The sequence below is a fragment of the Acuticoccus kalidii genome, assembly GCF_021556395.1.
Taxonomy (GTDB): Bacteria; Pseudomonadota; Alphaproteobacteria; order Rhizobiales; family Amorphaceae; genus Acuticoccus; species Acuticoccus kalidii.
The window spans coordinates 499,495-523,919 of the sequence record NZ_JAKGCS010000024.1 but is presented as its reverse complement, the minus strand read 5'-3'; the positions used below and the strand labels follow the sequence as shown (position 1 = coordinate 523,919).

At 68.3% G+C, this 24,425-nt stretch carries 20 protein-coding genes; 15 read left to right on the top strand and 5 right to left on the bottom strand.

Features of this window, described 5'->3' with window-relative positions; genetic code table 11:
• Positions 1-31: 31 nt before the first annotated feature.
• From L1787_RS15910 to L1787_RS15890, 5 genes are all read left to right on the top strand, one after another.
• A complete protein-coding gene (locus L1787_RS15910; RefSeq protein ID WP_235709813.1) occupies positions 32-952 on the top strand; it encodes an endonuclease/exonuclease/phosphatase family protein in 921 nt (306 codons plus the stop codon).
• A 92-nt stretch (positions 953-1,044) separates the two neighbouring features.
• Positions 1,045-2,133, top strand: coding sequence for a glycosyltransferase family 4 protein (locus tag L1787_RS15905; RefSeq protein WP_235709812.1), 1,089 nt, complete (start codon positions 1,045-1,047; stop codon positions 2,131-2,133).
• Positions 2,134-2,157: 24 nt separating this feature from the next.
• Positions 2,158-4,365: an amylo-alpha-1,6-glucosidase gene (locus L1787_RS15900; RefSeq protein ID WP_235709811.1), complete on the top strand. Its 2,208-nt coding sequence runs from the start codon at positions 2,158-2,160 to the stop codon at positions 4,363-4,365.
• Positions 4,366-4,460: 95 nt separating this feature from the next.
• On the top strand, positions 4,461-6,080 hold the full coding sequence (gene groL / locus L1787_RS15895; protein ID WP_235709810.1) for a chaperonin GroEL: 1,620 nt from the start codon (positions 4,461-4,463) through the stop codon (positions 6,078-6,080).
• Positions 6,081-6,126: 46 nt separating this feature from the next.
• Positions 6,127-6,333, top strand: a complete 207-nt coding sequence (locus L1787_RS15890) for a ChaB family protein (protein ID WP_235709809.1) — start codon at positions 6,127-6,129, stop codon at positions 6,331-6,333.
• A 26-nt stretch (positions 6,334-6,359) separates the two neighbouring features.
• Here the strand turns inward: L1787_RS15890 and L1787_RS15885 are convergent, their stop codons facing one another.
• Positions 6,360-7,379: a zinc-dependent alcohol dehydrogenase gene (locus L1787_RS15885; RefSeq protein ID WP_235709808.1), complete on the bottom strand. Its 1,020-nt coding sequence runs from the start codon at positions 7,377-7,379 to the stop codon at positions 6,360-6,362.
• 127 nt (positions 7,380-7,506) lie between these two features.
• Positions 7,507-8,640, bottom strand: coding sequence for an HPP family protein (locus L1787_RS15880; protein ID WP_235709807.1), 1,134 nt, complete (start codon positions 8,638-8,640; stop codon positions 7,507-7,509).
• Positions 8,641-8,806: 166 nt separating this feature from the next.
• Here L1787_RS15880 and L1787_RS15875 point away from each other — a divergent pair, with 166 nt between their 5' ends.
• From L1787_RS15875 to L1787_RS15850, 6 genes are all read left to right on the top strand, one after another.
• Entirely contained in the window at positions 8,807-9,262 is a 456-nt protein-coding gene (locus L1787_RS15875; RefSeq protein ID WP_235709806.1) for a GNAT family N-acetyltransferase, read from the top strand.
• A 102-nt stretch (positions 9,263-9,364) separates the two neighbouring features.
• Positions 9,365-10,249, top strand: a complete 885-nt coding sequence (locus tag L1787_RS15870; RefSeq protein WP_235709805.1) for a LysR family transcriptional regulator — start codon at positions 9,365-9,367, stop codon at positions 10,247-10,249.
• Positions 10,250-10,345: 96 nt separating this feature from the next.
• Entirely contained in the window at positions 10,346-10,840 is a 495-nt protein-coding gene (locus tag L1787_RS15865; RefSeq protein WP_235709804.1) for a formate dehydrogenase subunit gamma, read from the top strand.
• Positions 10,837-12,354, top strand: coding sequence for a formate dehydrogenase beta subunit (locus tag L1787_RS15860; RefSeq protein ID WP_235709803.1), 1,518 nt, complete (start codon positions 10,837-10,839; stop codon positions 12,352-12,354). The genes L1787_RS15865 and L1787_RS15860 overlap by 4 nt, the downstream gene beginning before the upstream one ends.
• Positions 12,355-12,362: 8 nt before the next feature.
• Positions 12,363-15,266: a formate dehydrogenase subunit alpha gene (gene fdhF / locus L1787_RS15855; RefSeq protein WP_235710064.1), complete on the top strand. Its 2,904-nt coding sequence runs from the start codon at positions 12,363-12,365 to the stop codon at positions 15,264-15,266.
• A 104-nt stretch (positions 15,267-15,370) separates the two neighbouring features.
• On the top strand, positions 15,371-15,574 hold the full coding sequence (locus L1787_RS15850; RefSeq protein WP_235709802.1) for a formate dehydrogenase subunit delta: 204 nt from the start codon (positions 15,371-15,373) through the stop codon (positions 15,572-15,574).
• A 21-nt stretch (positions 15,575-15,595) separates the two neighbouring features.
• Here the strand turns inward: L1787_RS15850 and L1787_RS15845 are convergent, their stop codons facing one another.
• Positions 15,596-16,243, bottom strand: coding sequence for a BON domain-containing protein (locus L1787_RS15845; RefSeq protein WP_235709801.1), 648 nt, complete (start codon positions 16,241-16,243; stop codon positions 15,596-15,598).
• A 226-nt stretch (positions 16,244-16,469) separates the two neighbouring features.
• Between L1787_RS15845 and L1787_RS15840 the strand changes: the two genes are divergently transcribed.
• Both L1787_RS15840 and L1787_RS15835 read left to right on the top strand, forming a co-directional pair.
• Complete coding sequence (locus L1787_RS15840) at positions 16,470-17,813, top strand: erythromycin esterase family protein (RefSeq protein ID WP_235709800.1); 1,344 nt, start codon at positions 16,470-16,472, stop codon at positions 17,811-17,813.
• Positions 17,814-17,841: 28 nt separating this feature from the next.
• A complete protein-coding gene (locus L1787_RS15835) occupies positions 17,842-18,537 on the top strand; it encodes a dienelactone hydrolase family protein (protein WP_235709799.1) in 696 nt (231 codons plus the stop codon).
• A gap of 36 nt (positions 18,538-18,573) precedes the next feature.
• On the opposite strand, the gene ftsH is transcribed toward L1787_RS15835, so the two are convergent.
• Entirely contained in the window at positions 18,574-20,436 is a 1,863-nt protein-coding gene (ftsH, locus tag L1787_RS15830; RefSeq protein WP_235709798.1) for an ATP-dependent zinc metalloprotease FtsH, read from the bottom strand.
• A gap of 69 nt (positions 20,437-20,505) precedes the next feature.
• Positions 20,506-20,961: a baeRF12 domain-containing protein gene (locus L1787_RS15825; RefSeq protein ID WP_235709797.1), complete on the bottom strand. Its 456-nt coding sequence runs from the start codon at positions 20,959-20,961 to the stop codon at positions 20,506-20,508.
• A gap of 195 nt (positions 20,962-21,156) precedes the next feature.
• Between L1787_RS15825 and L1787_RS15820 the strand changes: the two genes are divergently transcribed.
• A complete protein-coding gene (locus L1787_RS15820; RefSeq protein WP_235709796.1) occupies positions 21,157-24,096 on the top strand; it encodes a cation-translocating P-type ATPase in 2,940 nt (979 codons plus the stop codon).
• Positions 24,053-24,412, top strand: coding sequence for a hypothetical protein (locus L1787_RS15815; RefSeq protein WP_235709795.1), 360 nt, complete (start codon positions 24,053-24,055; stop codon positions 24,410-24,412). Before L1787_RS15820 ends, L1787_RS15815 begins: the two co-directional genes overlap by 44 nt.
• Positions 24,413-24,425: the final 13 nt, after the last annotated feature.

Here is a 24,425-nt window from a genome sequence, read left to right as displayed (position 1 = left end):
GGGTCGGGCCGCGCGGGACGGACGGACGCCCATGCGGATCGCGACCTTCAACGTCCAGAATATGCGCCTTCGCGCCGACGGTCATCTCGATGGTGCGCGCGACGAGGACGTTCCCGCCGATCGTCGAACCGCCACCGCCTTCGATGCGCTCGACCGCCGCCTCACCGCCGCCGTCCTCAAAGAGGCGGACGCCGATATCGTCGCCCTCCAGGAGGTCTTCGATCAGGCAACGCTCGATTATTTCCACGACACGGTGCTCGTTCCCGCCGGCGTGGCGCCATACCCGCACCGGATCTGCCGCCCCGGCAATGACGGGCGAGGGCTCGATGTCGCGCTGATGAGCCGGGTTCGCATCGACCGGAGCGTCAGCCATGCCGATGCGACGCCGGCGTCGCTGGGCCTCGATGCGATCGCGGAGGTCGGGGCGGAGGAGCGCGTCTTCCGGCGCGACTGTCTCGAGGTGACGGCCGGTTCTCTCACGCTCTTCGTCTGCCATCTCAAGGCGCCGTATCCTGATCCTGACATCGCGTGGCGCCTGCGCCGGCTCGAGGCGAGCGCCGTCCGCCGCTTGGTCGAGCGCCGCTTTCCCGATGCGGCGGCCGCGCTCTGGCTGATCCTCGGCGATCTTAACGAGACGGTGGAACGTCAGGCCGGGAACGGTCCGGCGATCGCGCCGATCCTCGGGAACTTCTCCGCCGATCTGATGCTTCGCCTGCCGGAGAGGGAGCGCTGGTCCTATCACCAGCCGCCGGCGCATCCTTTTGGCCGGCCGGACGGGTTCTTCGCCTCGCCCGCCCTCGCGCGGCGCTGGCCGACGGCGGTGCCGCGCGTCATCCGGCTCGGTCTCGGTGGTGCGGAGGGGGGATTTATCGGTGCTGGGGGCGGTGCGGGGTGGCATCATCCTCATGCGAGCGATCACGCTGCGCTGGTGATCGATCTCGAAGGCCTTTGAGGGGGCGGGAGGATTGAGCTTCGTCAATCGGCCGCCGAGACAAACGTTTAATCCGGCGAGCGTTCTGAGGCCTTTGTACAGCGTAGGCTAGGATGAGGATCGCCCAGATCGCGCCGCTCGCGGAGGCCGTGCCGCCTCGCCTTTATGGCGGAACGGAGCGGATCGTGTCCTATCTCACCGAGGAGCTCGTTCGCGAGGGGCACGAGGTGACGCTCTTTGCGAGCGGCGATTCCACGACCGCCGCGCAGCTCGTTCCCGGTTGGCCGCGTGCGCTCCGTCTCGATCCCGCCGTCAGGGACATGCTGCCCTATCATGTGATGCTGCTCGACGATGTGCGGCGGCGGGCGGAAAGCTTCGATATCCTGCACTTCCATATCGATTATCTGCACCTTCCGATGCTGCAATCGATGATGGACCGGACGGTGACGACGCTGCACGGCCGGCTCGATCTGCCGGATCTGAAACCGCTCTTCTCGCATTTTCGCGACGCGGCGCTGGTCTCCATCTCGAACGACCAGCGCCGGCCGCTCCCGGAGGCGCATTGGGTCGGGACGGTGTACCATGGCTTGCCGCGGGACCGTCTGCCCTATTCGCCGAGAGGCAAGGACGGATACCTCGCCTTTCTGGGCCGCATCTCACCGGAGAAGGGGCCCGACACGGCGATCGAGGTCGCGGTGCGCACGGGCCTGCCGCTCAAGATCGCCGCGAAGATCGATCCCGTCGATCAGGCCTATTGGGACGAAGTCATCGCGCCGATGGTGAAGGCGTGCCCGAATGTCGACTATATCGGGGAGGTCGACGAGCGGCGGAAGGCGGCGTTCATGGGCGAGGCCCGCGCGCTCCTCTTCCCGATCGACTGGCCGGAGCCGTTCGGGCTCGTGATGATCGAGGCGATGTCGTGCGGGACGCCGACGATCGCGCTCGATCGGGGCGCGGTGTCGGAAATCCTCGTCGACGGGGAAAGCGGTTTCGTCGTCGAGGATGTCGACGCGATGGTCGCGGCGGTGGCGCGCGTCGGGGAGCTCGACCGCCGCAATGTGCGGCGCCTGTTCGAGGAGCGGTTCACGGCCCGCCGCATGGCGCGGGACTATCTTGCGATCTATCGCGCGCTGCCGGGCGCGGCGCGCCTGCCGTTCGTCCCGTTACCGGCAAGCGGGAGCGGCATCGAAAAGCCGGCATGAGGCCGTGGGGAGCGGTTCGGGGCGATGGCGACAGGTTCAGCGGATTCCGGTGCGTGGGCGACCCCGGCGGACGGGGGCGGGCTTCAGGCGCCGTTCGTCATCCCGGCGACGGCCCTTTTGCAGGAGCGCCGGCCGCGCACGCTGAAACAAGGAGACACCTTCGCCGTCTTCGACCACAACGGCGACGCGATCGCCGGCCCCGGCAGCCCCGAGGGTCTCTATCATCGCGACACCCGTTATCTGTCCGGCTTCGCCCTCACGATCGAGGGGGCGTGCCCGATCCTGCTGAGCTCCACCGTGCGGGACGACAATGCCGTGCTGAGCTGCGATCTCACCAACCCGGACCTTTATGGGGATGACGGGCATTGCTGGCTCGACCACGACCTCCTGCATATCGGGCGTTCCCGCCTCCTGTGGCAGGCGGGGTGCTTCGAGCGGCTCATCGTCCGCAACTACGATATGATCCGGCGGCGGGTGCGGATCGGCATCGCCTTCGGCGCGGACTTTGCCGACATCTTCGAGGTGCGCGGCGCACGGCGGGCGCGGCGCGGGACGATGCATCCCGCCGAATTGGAGCGGGCGGGGGTCGTGCTCTCCTATACCGGGCTCGACGACCGCCGCCGGACGACCCGCATCATGTTCGATCCGCCGCCGGACCGGCTCGCCGGCGATCGCGTCGAATTCACGCTCGATCTGGCACCGCGCGAGCGGCGGTCGCTCTTCGTCGCGATCCTGTGCGACCGGGAGGCCGAGCGCGAGCCGTGCCTCGGCTTCTTCCGCGCCATGCGCAATGCCCGGCGCGCGCTGCGCCGCTCCGCCTCGCGGGCGGCGGCCGTCTCGACCTCGCACGAGAGCTTCAACGAGACCGTCCGGCGCAGCGTCTCCGACATCTACATGCTCCTGACCGACGAGCCGGAAGGGCCTTATCCCTATGCGGGAATTCCCTGGTACAGCACCGTCTTCGGTCGGGACGCGCTGATCACCGCGTGGGAGGTGCTCTGGCTCGATCCCATGATCGCACGCGGGGTGATCTCTTATCTCGCCGCCAATCAGGCGGTCGACATCGAGCCGGAGAGCGATGCCGAGCCCGGCAAGATCCTTCACGAGGTTCGGCACGGGGAGATGGCCGAGCTCGGCGAGGTTCCGTTCCGCCGCTATTATGGCAGCGTCGACGCAACGCCCCTCTTCGTGATGCTGTGCGGGGCCTATTTCGGCCAGACCGGCGACCTTGCCACCATCCGCACGCTGTGGAAGCCGATCGAGGCGGCGCTCCGGTGGATCGAGACGTTCGGCGATCGGGACGGTGACGGCTTCGTCGAATATGAGCGTCAGGCCGCGAACGGCCTCGCCAATCAAGGCTGGAAAGACAGTTATGACGCGGTCTTCCACGCCGACGGCACGCTCGCCGAGGGGCCGATCGCGCTCGCCGAGGTGCAGGCCTATGTCTATGCCGCCTATGTCGCCGCCGCCACGATGGCGCGGGCGCTCGGCGACGCCGTCCGCGGCGGCGCGTTCGAGGCGAAGGCGGACGCACTTCGCACAAAGTTCGACGCGGCCTTCTTCGACGCCGCGCTCGGCACCTACGCGATCGCGCTCGATGGGCGAAAGCGACCCTGCCGCGTCCGCTCCTCCAATGCCGGTCATGCCCTCTTCACCGGCATCGCCTTCGAGGACCGCGCGGCCGTCGTCGCAAGCACGCTGATGGCGCCGGCATCGTTCTCCGGTTGGGGGGTGCGCACGATCGCGTCCGGTGAGGCGCGCTATAATCCGATGAGCTATCACAACGGATCGGTCTGGCCGCACGATAACGCGCTCGTCGCCGCCGGCCTTGCCCGTTACGGCTATCGCCGGGACGCGGCGCGCATCCTCGAAGGCATATTCGACGCCTCGCTCTATCTCGATCTCAGCCGGCTGCCGGAGCTGATTTGCGGCTTCGGACGTCAGCGCAGCCGCGGGCCGACCTTCTACCCCGTCGCCTGCATTCCCCAGGCCTGGGCGGCGGCAGCGCCGCTTTCGGCCCTCCGCCCCTGCCTGGGCTTCGACTTCGATCCGGCCACGAACATCGTCAGTTTCGACCATCCCGTCTTGCCGCGATTCCTCCAGGAGGTCCGCCTGAGCCGGATCGCGGTGGTCGGCGGAACGATCGACATCGCGCTCTATGGGACCGGCTCGCAGGTGGTGGTGGACGTTCTGCGCCGTGACACGGCGGTCAAGGTCGTCACGACCACATAGCGCGGCCCGGACACGCGGCCGCGCGGGCGTTGACGTTCGTCAAGCGCCGTTCTCGCGCCGCTTTTATCGCTGGTCGAGGCGAGAAGGGCGGCGAGATGGCGCATCGGCAAATCCTGTTTCATTCGGCGGCGCGAGAGAAGGTCTTGCGCGGCGCGACCCAGCTCGCCGACGCCGTGCGCGTGACGCTCGGCCCGCGCTCGAAATCGGTGCTCATCGAAAAGAAGTGGGGCGCGCCGCTCGTCTGCAATGACGGGGTGACGATCGCCAAAGAGGTCGACCTCAAGGACCCGGAGGAGAATCTCGGCGCGCGGATGTTGCGGCAGGCGGCCGAGCGCACCGGGGAGATGGTCGGAGACGGCACCAGCACGTCGACGATCCTCGCCCACGCGATTTTCGCCGACGGCGTGCGCAATGTCGTCGCCGGCGCCAGCGCGATCGACATCAAGCGCGGCCTCGATCGTGGCACCTGGCGCGCCGTCGCGGCGTTGCGGGATCTGTCCCGGCCGGTGAAGACCCGCCTCGAAAAGGCGCAGGTCGCGACGATCTCCGCCCACAACGATCCGGCGATCGGCGAGCTGGTTGCGGACGCGATGGAAAAGGTCGGCGACGAGGGTGTCGTCTCCGTCGAAGAATCGAAGACGACCGATACCGTCCTCGAGGTGGTGGAGGGCATGCAGTTCGATCGCGGCTTCCTCTCCCGCTATTTCGTCACCAACCCCGAGGCGATGGAAGCCGTCCTCGAGGATGCCCTGGTGCTGGTGTCGGATCAGAAGGTCGGCACGCTCCAGGATCTTCTTCCGCTCCTCGAAGAGGTCGCAAAGCTCGGCCGTCCGCTGCTCGTCATCGCGGAGGACGTCGAGAGCGAAGCGCTTGCGACATTGATCGTCAACCAGCTTCGGGCGGCGCTGCGGTGTTGCGCGGTGAAGGCGCCGGGGTTCGGCGATCGGCGTCGGGCAATGCTCCAGGATATCGCGGTCCTGACCGGTGCGCAGGTGATCTCCAAGGATCTCGGCACCGCGCTCGAGCATGTCGCCGTCGAGCATCTCGGTAAGGCCGCGCGCATCGTCATCGACAAGGATACGACGACCATCGTCGGAGGTGGCGGCGAGCGGCGGGCGATCGACGCGCGCATCGCCGAGATTCGCCGCGAGATCGAGACGTCGACGAGCGACTATGACCGCGAGAAATTGCAGGAGCGCCTCGCCAAACTCGCCGGCGGCGTCGCGGTGATCCGGGTCGGCGCGCCGTCGGAGTCGGAAATGAAGGCACGCAAGGAGGCGCTCGACGACGCGATCAGCGCGACGAAGGCGGCTGTCGCGGAGGGCATCGTGCCGGGAGGTGGTCTCGCGCTGCTGCGCTGTATCGCGGCGGTGGCCGACGAAGAGGCGAACAGCGAGGGGGACGAGCGCACCGGCATCCAGATCCTGAAGCGCGCCCTCGAAGCGCCGACGCGGCAGATCGCCGAGAATTCGGCGGCCGATGGCGGCGTCGTGGTCGCGCGGATGCTGGAGAAAGGCGGGAGCGAAGGCTTCGACGCGGGACGCAAGACCTATGTCGATCTGATGGAGGCCGGCATCGTCGACCCGACCAAGGTGGTGCGGGTCGCACTCGAAAACGCCGTCTCGGTGGCGAGCATCCTCCTCCTCACGGAAGCGACGATGACGGAGTTGCCGGAGGAGCCGAAGCGCACGCCGGAGCCGGAGCTGGACATCTGAGACGGCCCGCCGGCCGGACGGTGGGATGAGGCGAGGAGGAGCGGCGATGCCGTATGATGCGAAAGAGGATCTGCCGATCTCGCTGCGCACGCACCTGCCGCCGCACGCGCAGGAGATCTACCGCGCGGCGTTCAATCACGCCTTCGACAGCGATCCGAGGGAGCGGGACCGCGAGGCGCGATCCCACCGCATCGCCTGGGCGGCCGTGAAGCGCTCTTATGTGAAAGACGGCGCGCGCTGGATCCGGCGCTGAGGGCGCGGACCGGCCGACTTACCCGGTCACAAAGTGAGAGCGAGACGGCCCTCGATGGTCCCCGCGCGCATCTTGTCGAACACGTCGTTGACCGCCTCCAGCGGTACCGGCGCGACGTTTGCGGAGACGATCCCGCGCGCGGCGAAATCGAGCGCCTCGTCGAGATCGAGCCGTGTGCCGACGATCGAGCCGCGGATCGTCTTGCGGCCGAGAACGATGTCGAAGATGTCGAGATCGAACGTTCCGGGAGGCAGGCCGACGAGGGACATCGTGCCGTGGCGGGCAAGCATCCCGACGCCTTGGCGAAACGCCTCGCGGCTCACCGCCGTGACGAGCACCCCTTCTGCGCCGCCGCCAGCCTGCACCGCTTCGATCGGGTCGGTGGTTATGGCGTTCACCGTCTCGTCCGCGCCGAGGCGGCGGGCAAGGTCCAGCTTGTCGTCCGCAACGTCGACGGCGATGACGTAAAGGCCCATCGCCTTGGCATATTGCACCGCCATATGGCCGAGGCCGCCGATGCCGGAGACGACGATCGTCTGACCGGGGCGGGCCTCGGTCTCCTTGATGCCCTTGTAGACCGTCACCCCGGCGCACAAAAGCGGCGCGGCCTTCACCGGGTCGAGCCCGTCCGGGATCGGGGCGGCGAAGCCGTTGGCGGCGAGCACATAGTCCGCGAACGCGCCGTTGACGCTGTAGCCGGTGTTCGTCTGCTCGGCGCACAAGGTCTCCCAGCCGCCCACACAATGGTGGCAATGGCCGCAGGCGGCATGGAGCCACGGCACGCCCACCCGGTCGCCTTCCTTGACGCCGCGCACATTGCGCCCGACGCCGACGACGCGGCCGATCCCCTCATGGCCGGGAATGAACGGCGGTGCGGGCTTGACCGGCCAATCCCCCGAGGCGGCGTGAAGATCCGTGTGGCAGACGCCGCAGGCTTCGACCTTCACCAGGATCGCGTCGTCGCCGGGATCGGGCACGGGAACGTCCTCGATCCGCAAGGGCGCGCCGAACTCGCGCACCACGGCCGCTCGCATCGTCTTGGCCATCGTCGTCCCCTCCGCTGAACATTTTCCGGCGTCGGGGCCATGCTACGACGCCCGCGCCGTCCGGCCTTGACGTTGCGCAAGTCGGGGCGCGTCCGCGCTGCGGTGCGATGTCGCCGGCGGGCCGACCTTATGCGGCCTTCCGCTCGGCCGAACCGCGCAGGAGAAGGCCGATGATGTCCGAGCGCGTGATGATGCCGACCACCTTCGGCCCGCGCATCACCGGTACCACCTGGACGGCCTGGCTCGCGAGGCGGTTCAACAGGGCGCCGACGGGTGTGTCCTCGGTCACGGTCGTCGCGGCGTCCTGCATCGCGTCCTCGGCGAGGAGATCCCGCAAGGGTCGGCGCAGACGGCGCGCATTGGGGGAGCGCCGCACGGGCCGGCCGAGCGTGAGCGCTTCGATGAGATCGCCCTGGAGAAGGATGCCGAGGAGTGCACCGTCCGCGCCCACGACCGGGAGGCTCTTGATCGCGTGCTTCTGAAACAGCCACACGGCGCGGGTGAGGGGCGTCTCGGCCGAGACGGTGATCAGGTCTTTCGTCATCAGATCGGCGCAGCGCGTCTGATCGAAGCGATGGGCGGCGGCCTCGTGCTCGGCGGCCGCGAGGAGGCGGGCGAGATCGGCGACACCCACATTGCTCGCCTGGTTGAAGCGCCCGAGAATGGCGCCGAGCTCTTCGCTCGAAAGACCAAGGCGGCGTTCCGCGCCGGGTTGCGAGTGGGGTTGGCGGAACGGATAGACCCGTCCGGTGAGGCGGTTATAGACGATCGCCGACAGGACGAGGAGCGTGGTCGTCGCGCCGACGGGAACGAGTGCGAAGAGAATTCCGATCTCCCGCACCGTCTCCGCTTCGATGACGGCGAGGAGGGCCACCGCGCCGCCTGGTGGATGGAGCGACCGGGTGATCATCATGGCCGCGATCGCGCCGCCGACGGCGATCCCGAAATCGAAGGGCGGCGGCACGACCTGGAGCACGGCGACCGCGACGACCGCCGACACCGTGTTGCCGACGACGGCCGACCAGGGCTGTGCCAACGGACTGTTGGGCACCGCAAAGAGCAACACGGCCGATGCCCCGAGCGGGGCGACGAGGAACCAGAGCCCGCCATGCGCCGCCTGCATCGCGAGGACGCAAAGCGCGCACAATGTGAGGCCGACACAGGCGCCGAGCGGCGCCCGCCACGTCTCGGCGGGCGAGGGGGCGGGCAAGGCCGGCAGGAGCGCGCGGCCGATCGCGGACAGATTGCGGAATGCGGGCATCGGACGGTTCGCAGAGATTGAGACCGAGGCGACATGCACGCCGCCCGGCCGAAAAGCAAATCGCCCACCCGCGTCGGTGGCCCGGGCCGGTTGCCATCGGCCCCTTTTTCATGCGAGGCGCGGCCCAAACACGCCAAAGCCCCACGCCAACGCAAGAGGCCCCAACGTGACGTTATCCGTCCGTCCGAACGCTCCGTTCGATCTGACGCCGCTGTCGTCCCTCCTCACCGATGAATCCGATCTCGCCCTCGTCAATCCGAGCGCAAAGCATCCGTTCGACCCGCTCGAATGGTCCGAAACGTGGCTCTGCGAGCCCGATGACGCGTCCTATTATGTGCTCGACGGGGAGGGGCGTGAGGTGGGCTTCTTCGCGCTGCGCGTCGGCGTCGGCCCAGAGGTGCGCCACCTTGCCTATGTCTATGTCGCGCCCGAGGTGAGGGGCGGCGCCGGTCACGCCCTCGTCGAAATGGCGGAAGACAAGGCGCGCGAGCTGGGAGCATTGTCGCTCAGCCTGAAGGTCGAGACCGAGAATGCGCCGGCCCTCAAGATCTACGAGAGTGCGGGTTATGAGGAGCTGTCGCGCCGGTCCGGCATGGCCACGATGCGCCGCGATCTCGACTGAACGCTCCCCCGTTGCGCGGCGGAAGCGGCGGGCGTCCTCTTGAAGGCGGAGCGAGGCGGCGCCTAGGGTCGACGATCGCGCAATCTACGGGATATCTCCGTCGTGATCGACCGGCTCGAAATGCTCATCGCCGTTGCCACCGAGAAGCATTTCGGGCGCGCCGCCAGGGTGTTGGGCATCACCCAGCCGACCCTGTCGCACGGCATCAAGCAGCTCGAAGAGCAGCTCGGCGTGCAACTCGTCGTCCGGGGCTCGCGCTTTGGCGGGCTGACGCCGGAGGGGCACACGACGCTCCTCTGGGCACGGCGGATCGTCGCCGACACGCGCCAGATGCGCGAGGAGATGCGAGCCTCGCGCCATGGCCTCGCCGGGCGCTTGCGGATCGCGGTGATCCCGACCGCGCTCACGTGGGCGGCCAAGCTCGCGACGACGTTCAGTGAGAAGCATCCGAAGGTCCAGTTCACGATCCTGTCGCGCAATTCGGGCGATATCCTTTCGATGCTCGACAATCTCGAGGTCGATGCCGGCGTCTCCTATCTCGACAATGAGCCCCTCGATCGGGTGAGCACCGTGCCGCTCTACGAGGAGGTCTATGTGCTCTTGTGCGATGAGGCCTCGCCCTTCGCCGAGCGCCGATCGGTCGCCTGGGGCGAGCTTGCCGAGGCAAAGCTCTGCCTCCTTACGCCGGACATGCAGAACCGGCGTATCATCAACGCCAATCTCGCCGCGTCGAACGCCGCGCCGCAGACGGTGGTGGAATCGAACTCGACCGTCGTCCTGACGGCGACCGTGATGGCGGGGGCCGCAATGTCCGTCCTGCCGCGCGATCTCGCCGACTTCCTCGCGGTCGGCAAACCGATCCGCCAGATTCCGCTCGACGGCCATCAGCATCATTACAGGGTGGGCCTCGTCGCGCCCTATCGCGAGCCGCACACCCCGCTCCTCACCGCATTGCTGGGGGAGGCGAAGGGGATCGCCAGCCTCTGACGATCGATAGCGTCTATCGATTGACGGTATGTCGATATTGACCCGCGGTGTATGAGGGCGTCACAACGCAAGCGGGTTCGATGATGAATGGCTGCTATGCAACGTCCGCCGAATGTGACGCCGGCACCCCCGCCGTTCGAGTTGGACGGCGTCCGCGCCATCGTCGACGCGCATCGGGCGCTCGACGGTCCGCTCCTGCCGATCCTCCATGCCGTGCAGGCCCGGTTCGGCCACATCCCTGAGGCGGCGGTGCCCGTCATCGCCGAGATGCTCAATCTCGGCCGGGCCGAAGTTCACGGCGTCGTCAGCTTCTATCATGACTTCCGACGGGAACGGACCGGCCGCCGCGTCGTCAGGCTGTGCCGGGCCGAAGCGTGTCAGTCGGTGGGGGGCGCGGAGGTCGCCGCGCGCACGCTGCAACGCCTCGGCATCGGCTGGCACGAGACGACCCCCGACGGGGCGGTGACGGTCGAGCCGGTCTATTGTCTCGGCCTTTGCGCGTGCGGTCCGGCGGCGATGGTCGACGGTAAGGTCGTCGGCCGGGTCGACGCGGCGCGGATCGAGGCGATCCTGTCGGAGGCGGGCGCGTGAGGGTCTACGTTCCCCGCGACAGCGCCGCCAAGGCGCTCGGCGCCGACGATGTCGCGGCGGCGATCCGGGCGGAGGCGGAGCGGCGCGGCGTTCCGGTCGAGATCGTGCGCAACGGCTCCCGCGGGATGGTGTTCCTCGAACCTCTCGTGGAGGTCGATCGGGGCGACGGGCGGGAGGCGTTCGGCCCGTTCCGCACCGCCGACATACCGGCTTTCTTCGACGGAACGCTGGCCGGTCTCGGCCGGGTGGAGGAGATCGATTTCTTCGCCCGTCAGACCCGGCTGACCTTCGCCCGCTGCGGCGTGATCGATCCCCTCGACCTCGACGATTATGCCGCCCATGGCGGTCTCGCCGGCCTTCGGCGCGCCCTCGCGATGACCGGCGCGGCGATCGTCGCGGAGGTGACGGCCTCGAAGTTGCGCGGCCGGGGCGGGGCGGGCTTTCCGACGGGCATCAAATGGAAGACGGTTCTCGACGCCGAAGCGGACCGCAAATTCATCGTCTGCAATGCGGACGAGGGCGACTCCGGCACCTTCGCCGATCGGATGATCATGGAGGGCGATCCTTTCAGCCTCATCGAAGGCATGGCGATCGCCGGCCTCGGCGTCGGCGCGTCGAAAGGCTTCGTCTATCTGCGCTCCGAGTATCCCGACGCGATCGAGGTGATGAACGCCGCCGTCGGCATCGCCCGCGATCGCGGCCTTCTCGGGGACGACATTCTGGGCTCCGGCCGGGCGTTCGACATGGAGATCCGCGTCGGCGCGGGGGCCTATGTGTGCGGCGAGGAGACGGCGCTTCTCAATTCGCTGGAGGGCAAGCGCGGGACGGTTCGCGCAAAACCGCCGCTGCCTGCGCTGGAGGGCTTTTTGGGCAAGCCCACCGTCGTCAACAATGTCATCTCGCTCGCCACGGTCCCGGTGATCTTCGAGAAGGGGGCGGACCATTATGCCGCCTTCGGCGTCGGCCGCTCTCGCGGGACCGTGACGCTCCAGATCGCCGGCAACGTGAAGCGGGGCGGCCTGTTCGAGACCGCCTTCGGCATGACGCTCGGCGATGCCGTCGACACGATCGGCGGCGGCACGGCGAGCGGGCGGCCGGTGAAGGCGGTGCAGGTCGGCGGCCCGCTCGGCGCTTATTTTCCGCGTGAGAAGTTCGCCACTCCGCTCGGCTACGAGGAGTTCGACGCCGAAGGCGGGCTGATCGGCCATGCGGGGATCGTGGTCTTCGACGACACGGTCGACATGCTCGCAATGGCGCGGTTCGCGATGGAGTTCTGCGCCGTCGAAAGCTGCGGCAAGTGCACGCCATGCCGTATCGGCGCGGTGCGCGGGGTCGAGACGATCGACCGTATCGCCGATGGCGACACCGCCGCGTCGGCGCTCCTCACCGATCTTTGCGAGACGATGCGTGATGGTTCGCTGTGCGCCCTCGGCGGCTTCACGCCCTATCCCGTGATGTCGGCGCTCGACCATTTTCCCGGCGATTTCCACATCATGAAAGAGGCCGCAGAATGACCGCCACGATGGGTCTCGACGATCGCGATATGGGAACGCCCGCCCGCGAGGGGGCGCCCGTGAGGCTCACCATCGACGGTTTTTCCGTGACGGTTCCGGCCGGAACCTCGGTGATGCGCGCCGCGGCCGAGGTGGGGCTCTCCGTCCCGAAGCTGTGCGCGACCGACAGTCTCGAGGCGTTCGGCTCGTGCCGTCTGTGCGTCGTCGAAATCGACGGGCGGCGCGGCACGCCGGCCTCCTGTACGACGCCGGTCACCGACGGGATGGTGGTGCACACCCAGTCGGAGCGGGTCCGCAAGATCCGCAAGGGGGTGATGGAGCTCTATGTCTCCGACCACCCGCTCGACTGCCTCACCTGCGCGGCGAACGGCGATTGCGAATTGCAGGACATGGCCGGCGCCGTGGGCCTGCGGGACGTGCGCTATACGCCGGGCGAGAACCATTATGACCCGTCCGGCACCGGCGCGCGCTCGCAAGCCGAGGCGCGGCTTCGGATGCCGGAGGGGGAGGCGAACCCGCGTTATATCGCGAAGGACGCATCGAACCCTTATTTCACCTATGATCCGTCGAAATGCATCGTCTGCAGCCGCTGCGTGCGCGCGTGTGAGGAGGTGCAGGGCACCTTCGCGCTGACGATCGAGGGCCGCGGCTTCGACAGCCGCGTCAAGGCGGGCGCCGCGTCGGACGACTTTTTCTCCTCCGATTGCGTCTCGTGCGGGGCGTGCGTCCAGGCGTGCCCGACGGCGACATTGCAGGAAAAGTCCGTCGCCGCGCTCGGGACACCGACCCGCTCCGTCGTCACGACATGCGCCTATTGCGGTGTCGGCTGCTCGTTCAAGGCCGAGCTTGCGGGCGACACTTTGGTGCGCATGGAGCCCTACAAGCACGGCAAGGCGAACCGCGGTCATTCCTGCGTCAAGGGCCGCTTTGCCTATGGTTATGCAAGCCACAAGGACCGGATCCTGTCGCCGATGATCCGCGACAGCGTCGACGAGCCGTGGCGAGAAGTCTCGTGGGACGAGGCGCTGACCTTCGCCGCCGGCCGCCTGCGCGCGATCCAGGAGCGATACGGCCAGAAGAGCATCGGCGTCATCACGTCGAGCCGCTGCACCAACGAGGAGACGTTCCTCGTCCAAAAGCTCGCCCGCGCCGTCTTCGGCAACAACAACACCGATACGTGCGCGCGGGTGTGCCACTCGCCGACCGGCTACGGGCTCGGCCAGACCTTCGGCACCTCCGCCGGCACGCAGGATTTCGATTCCGTCGAGCACACCGACACCGTGATCGTGATCGGCGCGAACCCGACCGACGGACATCCGGTCTTCGCCTCGCGCCTCAAGAAGCGGCTGCGGGCGGGGGCGAAGCTCATTGTCATCGATCCGCGCCGGATCGATCTCGTCCGCTCGGCCCATGTCGAGGCGGCGCATCATCTGCCGTTGCGGCCCGGCACCAACGTCGCCGTCGTCACCGCGATGGCTCACGTCATCGTCACCGAAAGGCTCTATGACGAGGCGTTCATCCGCGCCCGGTGCGACTGGGACGAGTTCTTGCACTTTGCCGAGTTCGTCTCCGATCCCGCGCGCGGGCCGGAGGAGACGGAGGCGCTGACCGGCGTTCCGGCGGCCGATCTGCGCGCCGCCGCGCGGCTTTATGCGACCGGGGGCAATGGCGCGATCTATTATGGTCTCGGCGTCACCGAGCACAGCCAGGGCTCGACGACGGTGATGGGCATTGCGAACCTTGCGATGCTGACGGGCAATATCGGCCGCCCCGGTGTCGGCGTGAACCCGCTGCGCGGCCAGAACAACGTGCAGGGCTCGTGCGATATGGGCTCCTTTCCGCATGAGCTTCCGGGCTACCGTCACGTCAAGAATGCCGACGTGCGGGCGATCTTCGAGGCGGCTTGGGGCGTGCCGATCGATCCGGAGCCGGGCCTGCGTATTCCGAACATGCTGGACGCGGCGGTGGGTGGCACCTTCAAGGGGCTTTACTGCCAGGGCGAGGACATCCTGCAATCCGATCCCGACACGAAACACGTCGCCTCCGGCTTGGCGGCGATGGAGTGCGTGATCGTGCACGATCTCTTTTTGAACGAGACCGCCAATTACGCCCACGTCTTCCTGCCGGGCTCCACCTTCCTCGAAAAAGACGGGACGTTCACGAACGCCGAGCGGCGAATCAACCGCGTGCGTGAGGTGATGAAGCCGCGCAACGGCTATGCCGACTGGGAGGTGACGCAGCGCCTCGCGAATGCGATGGGCGCGGGGTGGAGCTACACCCATCCCGCCGAAATCATGGCCGAGATCGCGGCGACGACACCGTCCTTCGCCGGGGTCAGCTACGAGCTTCTGGACGAGAAAGGCTCGGTGCAATGGCCGGTCGGCGACGCCTCGCCGGAGGGAACGCCGATCATGCATGTCGATAGCTTCGTGCGCGGCCGGGGCCGCTTCATCGTGACCGACTATGTCGCGACGGACGAGCGCACCGGCGCGCGCTTCCCGCTCCTCCTCACGACCGGGCGCATCCTGTCGCAATATAATGTCGGGGCGCAGACGCGGCGGACCGAGAATGTCGCGTGGCACGAGGAGGACCGCCTCGAGATCCACCCGCATGACGCCGAGGTGCGTGGCATCGAGGATGGCGACTGGGTCAAGCTCACCTCGCGAGCGGGCGAGACGTCCATGCGCGCGCTCCTCACCGATCGGGTGGGGCCGGGCGTCGTCTATACGACCTTCCACCACCCTCGCACCCAGGCGAACGTGATCACCACGGACTTTTCGGATTGGGCGACCAACTGCCCCGAATACAAGGTGACCGCGGTGCAGGTCGGCCTGTCGAACGGTCCGACCGACTGGCAGGAGGACTATACGGCGCAGGCCGAGCGCTCCCGCCGCATCATCGCGGCGGAATGAGGCGGTGATGCGCTTCACACGATACGGTCATGACGCGTCGGGGCCGATATGCCGCCGATTGAAACGGTTCAATCGGCCCGTGTGGCCTCATTCGAGCGAGTCTGATGGCGCCTGAAAAGATGGTCCATATGGCGAACCAGATCGCCGTCTTCTTCCGCAGCCAGCCGGGGGACGACCAGGCCGAACGCGTGGCCGCCCACATCAAGGATTTCTGGGAGCCGCGAATGCGCGAGCAGCTCCGCGCCTATATCGCCGATGGCGGCGAGGGGCTCGACGATCTCGTCCATCGCGCCGCCCTGTCGCTCTGACCGTCTCGCGGCAAGACGGGGTCAGCCGATCTTGATGCGATCCTCGACGGCGGCGACGCCGGGGGCGGACCAGGCGGCCTTTTCCGCAAGGCGCCGCTCGTACCAGGCCTTTACGTGGCCATCGAGCGTCACGCACCCGTCGGTCACGCTGACGCGGATCCCGTTCGCCTCCATCTCGGCGCTGCGCTTCATCGATTCCTCGATCTTCTTCTTGACGTCGGTCGCCGACACTCGGGGCTTCACGGTCATGCGGTTGTTGATGCCGACGACGCCGCCCAGTCTGCGCACGGTGTCGACCGCCGCCTGGCGCTGGAAATTCCAGTTGACCTCGCCCGACAGCGTCACCCAACCGTCTTCGACCTTGATCTTGACCCGGTCGTGCGGCACGCGAACGTCCCATGTGAGGACGTCGACGGCCCGTTTGGCGATCTGATCGTCCGCAGTCTTCTTCTCGAAGGGATAGCGAACCTCGATCTCCTCGGCGATCCCGCGCACGCCTTTGACGCGCTGGACGGTTTCCTCCGCCAATATCTTCTCGTGGTAGCTGCTCGTGTGACCGGAGAGGGTGACGATCCCCTTGTCGACGGCGACACCGATATGGTCGGCATCGAGTCCCGGCTCGAATTCGAGCTCGTCGAGGACTTCCTGCCGGAGCGTTATGTCGTCCATTGCTGATCTCCGATGGATAGAGGGGCCGCCGTCGCAACTCGGCAAAGGGCGATGCGGCGAGGGCCAGCGTCGAGCCGACGCGCCGGCCCCGGATTGACGTTCATCAATCGACGCGCGCGTAAGGCGGAGAGGCTCGCCCCATGCTGGCCGGCGTTGCGGCGACGACGCTCGCCCGCCGGCATCGGCGCAAGCGCCATCCGATGCGCCCGGACGAATGGTGAGCCCCATGCACGCAGCGCAACGATTGATCGACGAGATCCGGGCCGAGGCGATGCCGCTCGCCGGATCGGATGGCGCGTTGGACCGTCTCCTCGCTTTGTCGGCAGAGGCGCGGTTCGTGCTCATCGGCGAGGCGACGCACGGCACCGAAGAGTTCTATGCTCTGCGCGCCGCGCTCACGAAGCGCCTCATCGAGGAGCACGACTTCGCGGCGGTGGCGGCGGAGGCGGACTGGCCGGACGCCTACCGCGCCAACCGTTATGTCCGCGGCGATCCCACGATCGACGATGCCGACGACGCGCTCGTCGATTTCGAGCGCTTTCCGAGCTGGATGTGGCGCAACACCGTCGTGCGGGACTTTCTCGCCTGGCTGCGGGCGCACAACGACACGATCGCCGATCCGATGGAGAAGGCGGGCTTTTACGGCCTCGACCTTTACAGCCTCGAATCCTCGATCGCGGCGGTCGTCGCCTATCTCGACCGGGTCGACCCGGCGGCGGCGGCGACCGCGCGGGCACATTATGGGTGCTTCGACCGCCATGTGCGCAACCCGCAGGAATATGGCTATGCGACGATGCTCGGCCTATCCCACGGGTGTGAGCGGGAGGTGCTCGAACAGCTCGTCACGCTGCGCCGCAGCCGGTATCAATATTTGGCGCGCGACGGGTTCGCCGCCGGCGAAGACTATTATTGCGCCGAGCAGAATGCCGCCGTGGTGCGCAATGCCGAGCTTTATTATCGCACCATGTTCGAGGGGCGCGTCACCTCCTGGAACCTGCGCGACAAGCACATGGCGAGCACGCTCTACGGGATCGCCGACCATCTCCATGCCCAGCGCGGACGGCCGGTCAAAATCGTCGTGTGGGCGCACAACTCCCATATCGGTGACGCGCGGGCGACGGAGATGGGTGAGCGCGGGGAGTGGAATATCGGCTCCCTGGTGCGTGAGGCGCATGGGCGGAGCGCCGTCCTCATCGGCTTTTCCACCCATCATGGCAGCGTCCGGGCGGCAAGCGCCTGGGACGGGCCGGGGGAGGTGAAGCCGGTCCGTCCGGCGATCGCGGAGAGCACGGAACAGATCTTCCACGATGTCGGCCTGCCGGCCTTCCTCCTGTTCTTGCGCGAGAACGAGGCTCTTCACCGCCATCTCGACCTGTCGCGGCTGCAACGGGCGATCGGGGTGCTTTATTTGCCGCAGACGGAGCGGCAGAGCCATTATTTCTACGCCCGGCTTTCCGACCAGTTCGACGCCGTCGTCCATATCGATGCGACGCGGGCGCTGGAGCCGCTCGCCCACGCCCGCCCGCGGCCGTCCGACGAGGTGGCCGAAACCTACCCCACCGGCCTGTGACCGCGGCGGCGGCCATCGGGAGGCGCTGATGGAGTTTGCGCGATCCGGCGAGATCATGGTGCGGGTCGGTGATACCGACCTTCGCGGTAGCCTCGAGGTGCCGGAGGAGGCGGAGGGGATCGTCGTCTTCGCGCATGGCAGCGGGTCGAGCCGGCACAGTCCGCGCAATCGGTTCGTGGCGCGGGTTCTGCGCGATCACGGGCTCGGGACGCTCCTGATCGATCTGTTGACCGAGGCCGAAGAGGTCGAGGACGCGCGCACCGCGCACCTCCGCTTCGATATTCCCTTGCTCGCCGGACGGCTCCAATCCGTCGGCCAGTGGACGATCCGGGAGGCGGACCGGGGTTCCCACCGCGCGCTCGGCTATTTCGGGGCGAGCACGGGGGCTGCGGCGGCGCTGATCGCGGCAGCGCGACAGGGCGCGGGCGTCGCCGCCGTCGTCTCGCGCGGTGGGCGGCCCGATCTTGCGACCGACGCGCTCGCCCATGTCGTCGCGCCGACGCTCCTGATCGTCGGCGGGAGCGACACCGACGTCCTCGCCCTCAATCGCGCGGCACTGCGCCGATTGAATGCGAGGTCGCGGCTCCTCGTCGTCCCAGGCGCGACGCACCTCTTCGAGGAGACGGGGGCCCTGAAGGCCGTCGCCGAGGCGGCGGCGGAGTGGTTCGCCGTCGCATTCGCCGATGCCCTTTCGACGGAGGGGAGCCGCACGCCGCCGAGATGACCCCTTCGCGGCAGGGGGCGAGGGGTTTGGCCGAGCCTATTCCGCCGCCGGGGGAAGCAGCGAACCGGGCGTCGCGGTGGCCGGTGAGGGGGCCAACGCGGCTCGGTACTGACCGAGCGCAGCGGCATCGAGCGTCTCGCGGGCGAGGAGGTCCGCCGCGGCGCGATGGAGGAGGTCGGCATTGCGGTTCAGGATCTCGCGGGTCCGCACATATACATCGTCGATGATCGCGCGGACCGCGTCGTCGAGCCGTTCGGAGGTCCGCTCGCTATAGCCGCGTTCAAAATGCGGCACGCCGCCGTCATCGTTGAGGAAGAGGCTTCGCTCGCGTTCGTAGCTGACATTGCCGAGCGCCTCGACCATGCCATAGCGGGCGGCCATCGAGCGGGCGATATCGGTCGCTTTCACGAGATCGTCGGCAGCCCCGGTCGACAATTCGCCGAACACCACGTCCTCGGCCGCGCGGCCGCCCATCAGCACGGCGATCTTGTTCTCGAGCTCCTCCCGCGACATGAGAAAGCGGTCTTCGGTGGGTCGCTGGATCGTGTAGCCGAGCGCGCCGATGCCGCGCGGAATGATCGAGACCTTGTGCACCTCGTCGGCCCCCGGCAGCGCCATCGCCACGAGCGCATGGCCCATCTCGTGATAGGCGACGACTTTGCGCTCGCGGGGATTGAGGATCCTGTTGCGCTTTTCGAGCCCGGCGACGATCCGCTCGACGGCGCCGGTAAAGTCCTCCAGCGCGACCGCGAGCGCCCGCCGGCGTGTCGCGAGAAGGGCGGCCTCGTTGACGAGATTGGCAAGGTCCGCGCCGCTGAAGCCGGTGGTGAGGCCGGCGATCGTGTCGACGTCCACGTCGCTCGCGAGGGTCAATTTCTTGAGGTGGACGTTGAGGATCTGAATGCGCCCGAGCCGGTCGGGCCGGTCGACGAGGATCTGCCGGTCGAACCGGCCCGCCCGCAGGAGGGCGGGGTCGAGGACTTCCGGCCGGTTCGTCGCGGCGAGGAGGACGACACCGACGCTCGGATCGAACCCGTCGAGCTCGGACAGGAGCTGGTTCAGCGTCTGCTCGCGCTCGTCATGTCCGCCGACGAGCTGCGACGCGCCGCGCGCGCGACCGAGGGCGTCCAGCTCGTCGACGAAGATGATGGCGGGTGCCTTCTGCCGCGCCTGCTCGAAGAGATCGCGCACCCGCGCCGCGCCGACGCCGACGAACATCTCCACGAATTCCGAGCCCGAGATCGAGAAGAAAGGCACACCGGCCTCACCTGCGACGGCGCGCGCGAGGAGCGTCTTGCCCGTCCCCGGCGGGCCGACGAGGAGGATTCCCTTCGGCACATGAGCGCCCAGACGGCCATATTCTTTGGGCGCCTTCAGAAATTCGATGACCTCCCGCAGCTCTTCCTTCGCCTCGTCGACCCCCGCGACATCGTCGAAACCGACCTTGGTGTCGGTCTCCATGTAGATTTTCGCCCGGCTCTTGCCGATCGCCATGAGCCCGCCGACGCCGCCGCCCGCCATGCGCCGCACGAGGATGGCCCAGACGCCGAAGAACAACAGCGTCGGCAGGATCCACGACAGGATCGTCACGAGGAGCGTGTTCTGCGCCTGGCCGGAAAAGGTGACGTTGGACTTGCGCAGCGTCTCGGCAAGCGCCGGATCGACCCGTGTCGTGACGAACGCGGTCCGACCCTCGCGCGGGGCGGTGTAGGTTCCCCGGATCGTGTCGGGTCCGACGACGACATCCTTGATCGAGCCCGCGGCGAGATCAGTCTCGAACTGGCTGTAGGGAATAGGTTCGACGGCGCTATACTGTGTCCACAGATCGCGCAGGAAGACGACGCCGAGAATGGCGAGGACGATATACCAGAAATGGATCTGTTGCTCTCGCTGAAGCATCGAGCCACCTCGCCGGCGTTGGTGCGCGCGCGGCCCCGGCGCCGGTCGGCGGGGCTCTGCGCCAGCGCGTTAATGTTTCGAGATCAGGGTTTCGATCGCGTCGAGCGGCTTGTTCGTGAGGTCGGCGTCGATCTCGGCGACCACTTTCCGGCGAACCCCGTCCGACATCATCCCGCGCAAGGCGCCCAACATGCGCGGCGCGGCGACGATCATGATGCGGCCGGTGCCGGCAGCCGTGCACTCCCGCGCCAGCATCTGCGCGATCGTCGCGGCGAAGCGGGATTCGGCAGCGGCGTGAAGGTCGGCGGCCTCGAACGCGCCACGCCGTGAGCTGGTGTCCTTGTCGAAGTGGCCGGGGCGCTCGACGCCTTGCTCGTGCGTCGGTGGGTTGTCGATCTCGACGACGTGCAATGTCCTGAGGCGCGGCGCCGCCGGGGTGCCTTCGTTGGTCAACAAAAGCGCCTTGCCGCCGTCGGCCACGAGGACGAAATCGCCTTGGTGCAAGCGAACGTCTGTGCGTGTCATGGCCCTCGTCCTCTCGGATTGGACGGCGACGATCGGCGTCTTCGGTCCCGCATCCTTTGACGAAAGTCATTCGGCACGAATTCCTCCGTTGCGGTTGACGAGCGTCAAGCGCAGGGCCCCGGCGCGGCCGAGTGATGGCGCGATGAGGCGCGGCCGTCCGCCCACGCGGCCCGCGCCTCGGCACCGGGACATCCGATGGACGAGATTGCGCGCCGGCCTGCCACCTTTGTGCGGCACCACCTGCCGGGGCGTACGCGTTTTGCTCTCGCGGCATGGCCCGGCGCGTCCGCCGTGTCGATCCTCGCGGCGACGTTGGGCGCACACGGGATCACGCTGCGTTCGGCCCATGCCGCGACGCGCTCGATCCTCTTGACGCATTCCCCATCGCAAAGCGCAGGCGAGGTGGCGGCGAGGCTCGACGCAGCTCTGTCGGACCTTTCGGCCGGCTGTGGGCCGGCGCCCCCGGCCGGGCATGGGGTCTCGGTGGAGGTGGCCGCGCGCCTCGATGTCAGCGGTGCGCTCGCCGCATTGGAGAGTGCGTCCGAAGGGCTCGACGAGGGCGAAGTCCGCCGGCGGCGTGCGGCCGAGGGAGCGAACGCGTGTCCCGCACCGCGCGGCCGCTCCCGCGGGGACATCCTCTTCGAGCAGATCGCGACCTTGCCGATGGCGCTGCTCGCTGGATCGGCGGTCCTCTCCATCGCGACCGGCGGGATCATCGATGCACTGGTGACGATCGGGGCGATCGCGCTCAACACCGGCATCGGTTTTACCTCGGAGAACGCGACCGAGGCGCTCATCCGGCGGATGTCGAAGCCGGTGGACCATGGCGCGCGGGTGGTTCGCGGTGGCGCTGTCCGCCAATGTCCGGCGCACGAGATCGTCCGCGGCGACGTCGTGGTCCTCGCGCCCGGCGTTCTCGTGCCGGCGGATGCGCGGGTGATCGACGCGCGCGATCTGACGGTCGACGAGAGCGTGTTGACCGGCGAGAGCGTGCCCGCCGCGAAGTCGCCGATGCGCACCGCCATCACCGCGCCGATCGCCGAGCGGGCGAACATCGTCCACGCGGGAACGGTCGTCACCGGCGGGGACGGGCGCGCGGTCGTCTTCGGTGTCGGGACGAACACTGACCTTGCGCGGATGCGGGCGCTGATCGGCGCGGCGACGCCGCCGCGACCGCCGCTCGAAATCAAGCTCGCATCGCTGTCGACGGTGCTGACGCTCGGTTCGCTCACGATCTGCGGAGCGGTTCTCGGCGTTGGCCTCCTGCGCCGCGAGCCGGTGGCGCTTCTCCTGAAATCGGTCGCCGCGCTCGCCGTCTCCGCGATCCCGGAGGGGCTGCCGGCGGTGGCGACCTCCGTCCTCGCCCTCGGAGCGCGCGCGATGGAGAAGGACCGCGCCTATGTGAGGGCCTTGCCGGCGGTGGAGGCGATCGGCTCGATCGACACGATCGCCTTCGACAAGACCGGCACCCTCACCGAAAACCGGATGGCTGTCGTCTATGCGGCGACCGCCGGGCGACTGTGGGAGACGGGTGGGGCTGAGGCGTGGAGTGCCACCTCCAATGCGGAGCTGGTGGCGCTCGCGGAAGCGGTTTCGCTGTGCAACGAGGCGAGCCTTTCGCGCGGCACGGGCTCGTCGACCGAGACGGCGCTTCTGCGCTTTGCCGATGCCGTCGGCGTCGACCATCACCGGATGCGCGATGCCGCGCCCGTCACCGCCTCGCGCGCGCGCAATCACTTGCGCCGCTGGATGGCGACCGAGCACCGCCGGGGAGAGGGCGCCGAAATCGCAGTGAAAGGCGCGCCGGACGAGCTGTCGGCGCTCTCCACGGCCGAGCTCAGCGAGGCCGGCGTGCGGCCTCTCGACGAGGCGCGGCGGCAGGAGATCATGGCCGTCAATCTCACGCTCGCACGGCGTGGCCTTCGCGTTCTCGGCGTGGCCCGCCGGGGCGGGGCGATGGGGGACGGGGCAATCGGCGACCTCGTCTTTCTGGGGCTCGTGGCGCTCGCCGATCCGATCCGGCCCGAGGCGCACACGGCGATCGACCTCTTCCACAGAGCGGGGGTGCGCACGGTGATGATCACGGGCGATCAACCGGCGACGGCGCTCGCTGTCGCGCAGGCGCTGAGCCTGTCGCGGACCGGCGTGCTCACGGTGGTGGAGGGGGCTGAGATCGCGAGGCTCGACGAGGCGGCGCTCGGCCGGCTCGCCCGCGGCACGTCGGTGTTCGCCCGCGTCGGGCCGGGCGACAAGCTGCGGATCGTGCGCGCGTTGCAGCGCGAGGGGCGGTCCGTCGCGATGATCGGCGACGGGGTGAATGACGGGCCGGCGCTTCGGGCGGCGGCCGTCGGCGTCGCGATCGGTCAGAAAAGCACCGACACCGCGCGCGAGGTCGCGGATATCGTAATCGCCGGCGATCTCGTCGGCCTTGGCCGCGCCATCGGCCGCGGGCGCACCGCGGAAGACAATGTGCGCGCCGCGATCCGCTATCTCGTCTCGACGAACCTGTCGGAGCTGATGGTGATGCTGGTGGAATCTCTGCACGGCCGGGGCGAGATGGAGACGGCGATGGAGCTTCTCTGGCTCAACCTCGTGACCGACACGATGCCGGCCTTCGGCCTCGCCCTCGCCGAGGCGCGCGGGGACGTGATGCTGAGGCCGCCGCGACAGGCGGCAGCGCCGTTGTTCGAGCGGACGGAGACCGGCACCATCATGCTCGACGCGGCGGGGCTCGCGGTGTCCGCCCTTGCGGCGCACTTCACGATGATGGCCCGCAGCGGCACCGGCCCGCGGGCGCGGACCGTCACGTTCCTCACTCTGGCGCTCGGGCAGATCGTGCACGGTCTCGTGCTTCGCGATCGATCGCGCAATGACGGCGTGGCGGCGCGCCTGTCGCAGCGCCGGCTCGTGGCGATGCTCGGCGCGGCGGCGGGAATCCTCGCGGTGCCGTTCGTGGCGCGAGGGTTCGGGAGGGCGCTCGGGATCGGCCGCCTTCGCGCCCGCGAGGCCGCGGTCGCGGCGCTCTTTACGGCGCTGGCGTTTGCGGTGGCGGAGGCGCGTCATGCGCGCGTGGGTTCGGCCGCGACTGCGGATGCTGGAGGAGGGCGATCGTCGCCGCCTGTCCGAGCAGCGTGACGGCCGGGCTCAGAATGCGGCCGCGCGCCACCTGGAACATCCCGGCGATGAGGAGCACGGCGAAGGCCGTTCCCGACAGATCGGCCCGGCCCAAGGTCACGCGTGTCATGTAGCGGTCGGCCGCCGCGAGCCGCGCCGTCGCAGTGCCGATCGGGTCGATGAACGTCGGCGCTTCCTCGGGCAGGATCTCGAGGAGCCCGGCTTCGCAGAGCGCGGCGAGAACGGCATCGAGCGGCCCATCATGGCGCAGGATCAGGCTTCCCGTCCGCGACCGAACCTCGACATCGCGCACGGCCGGAATTGCGGCGGCATCTAACGCCGGAACAAAT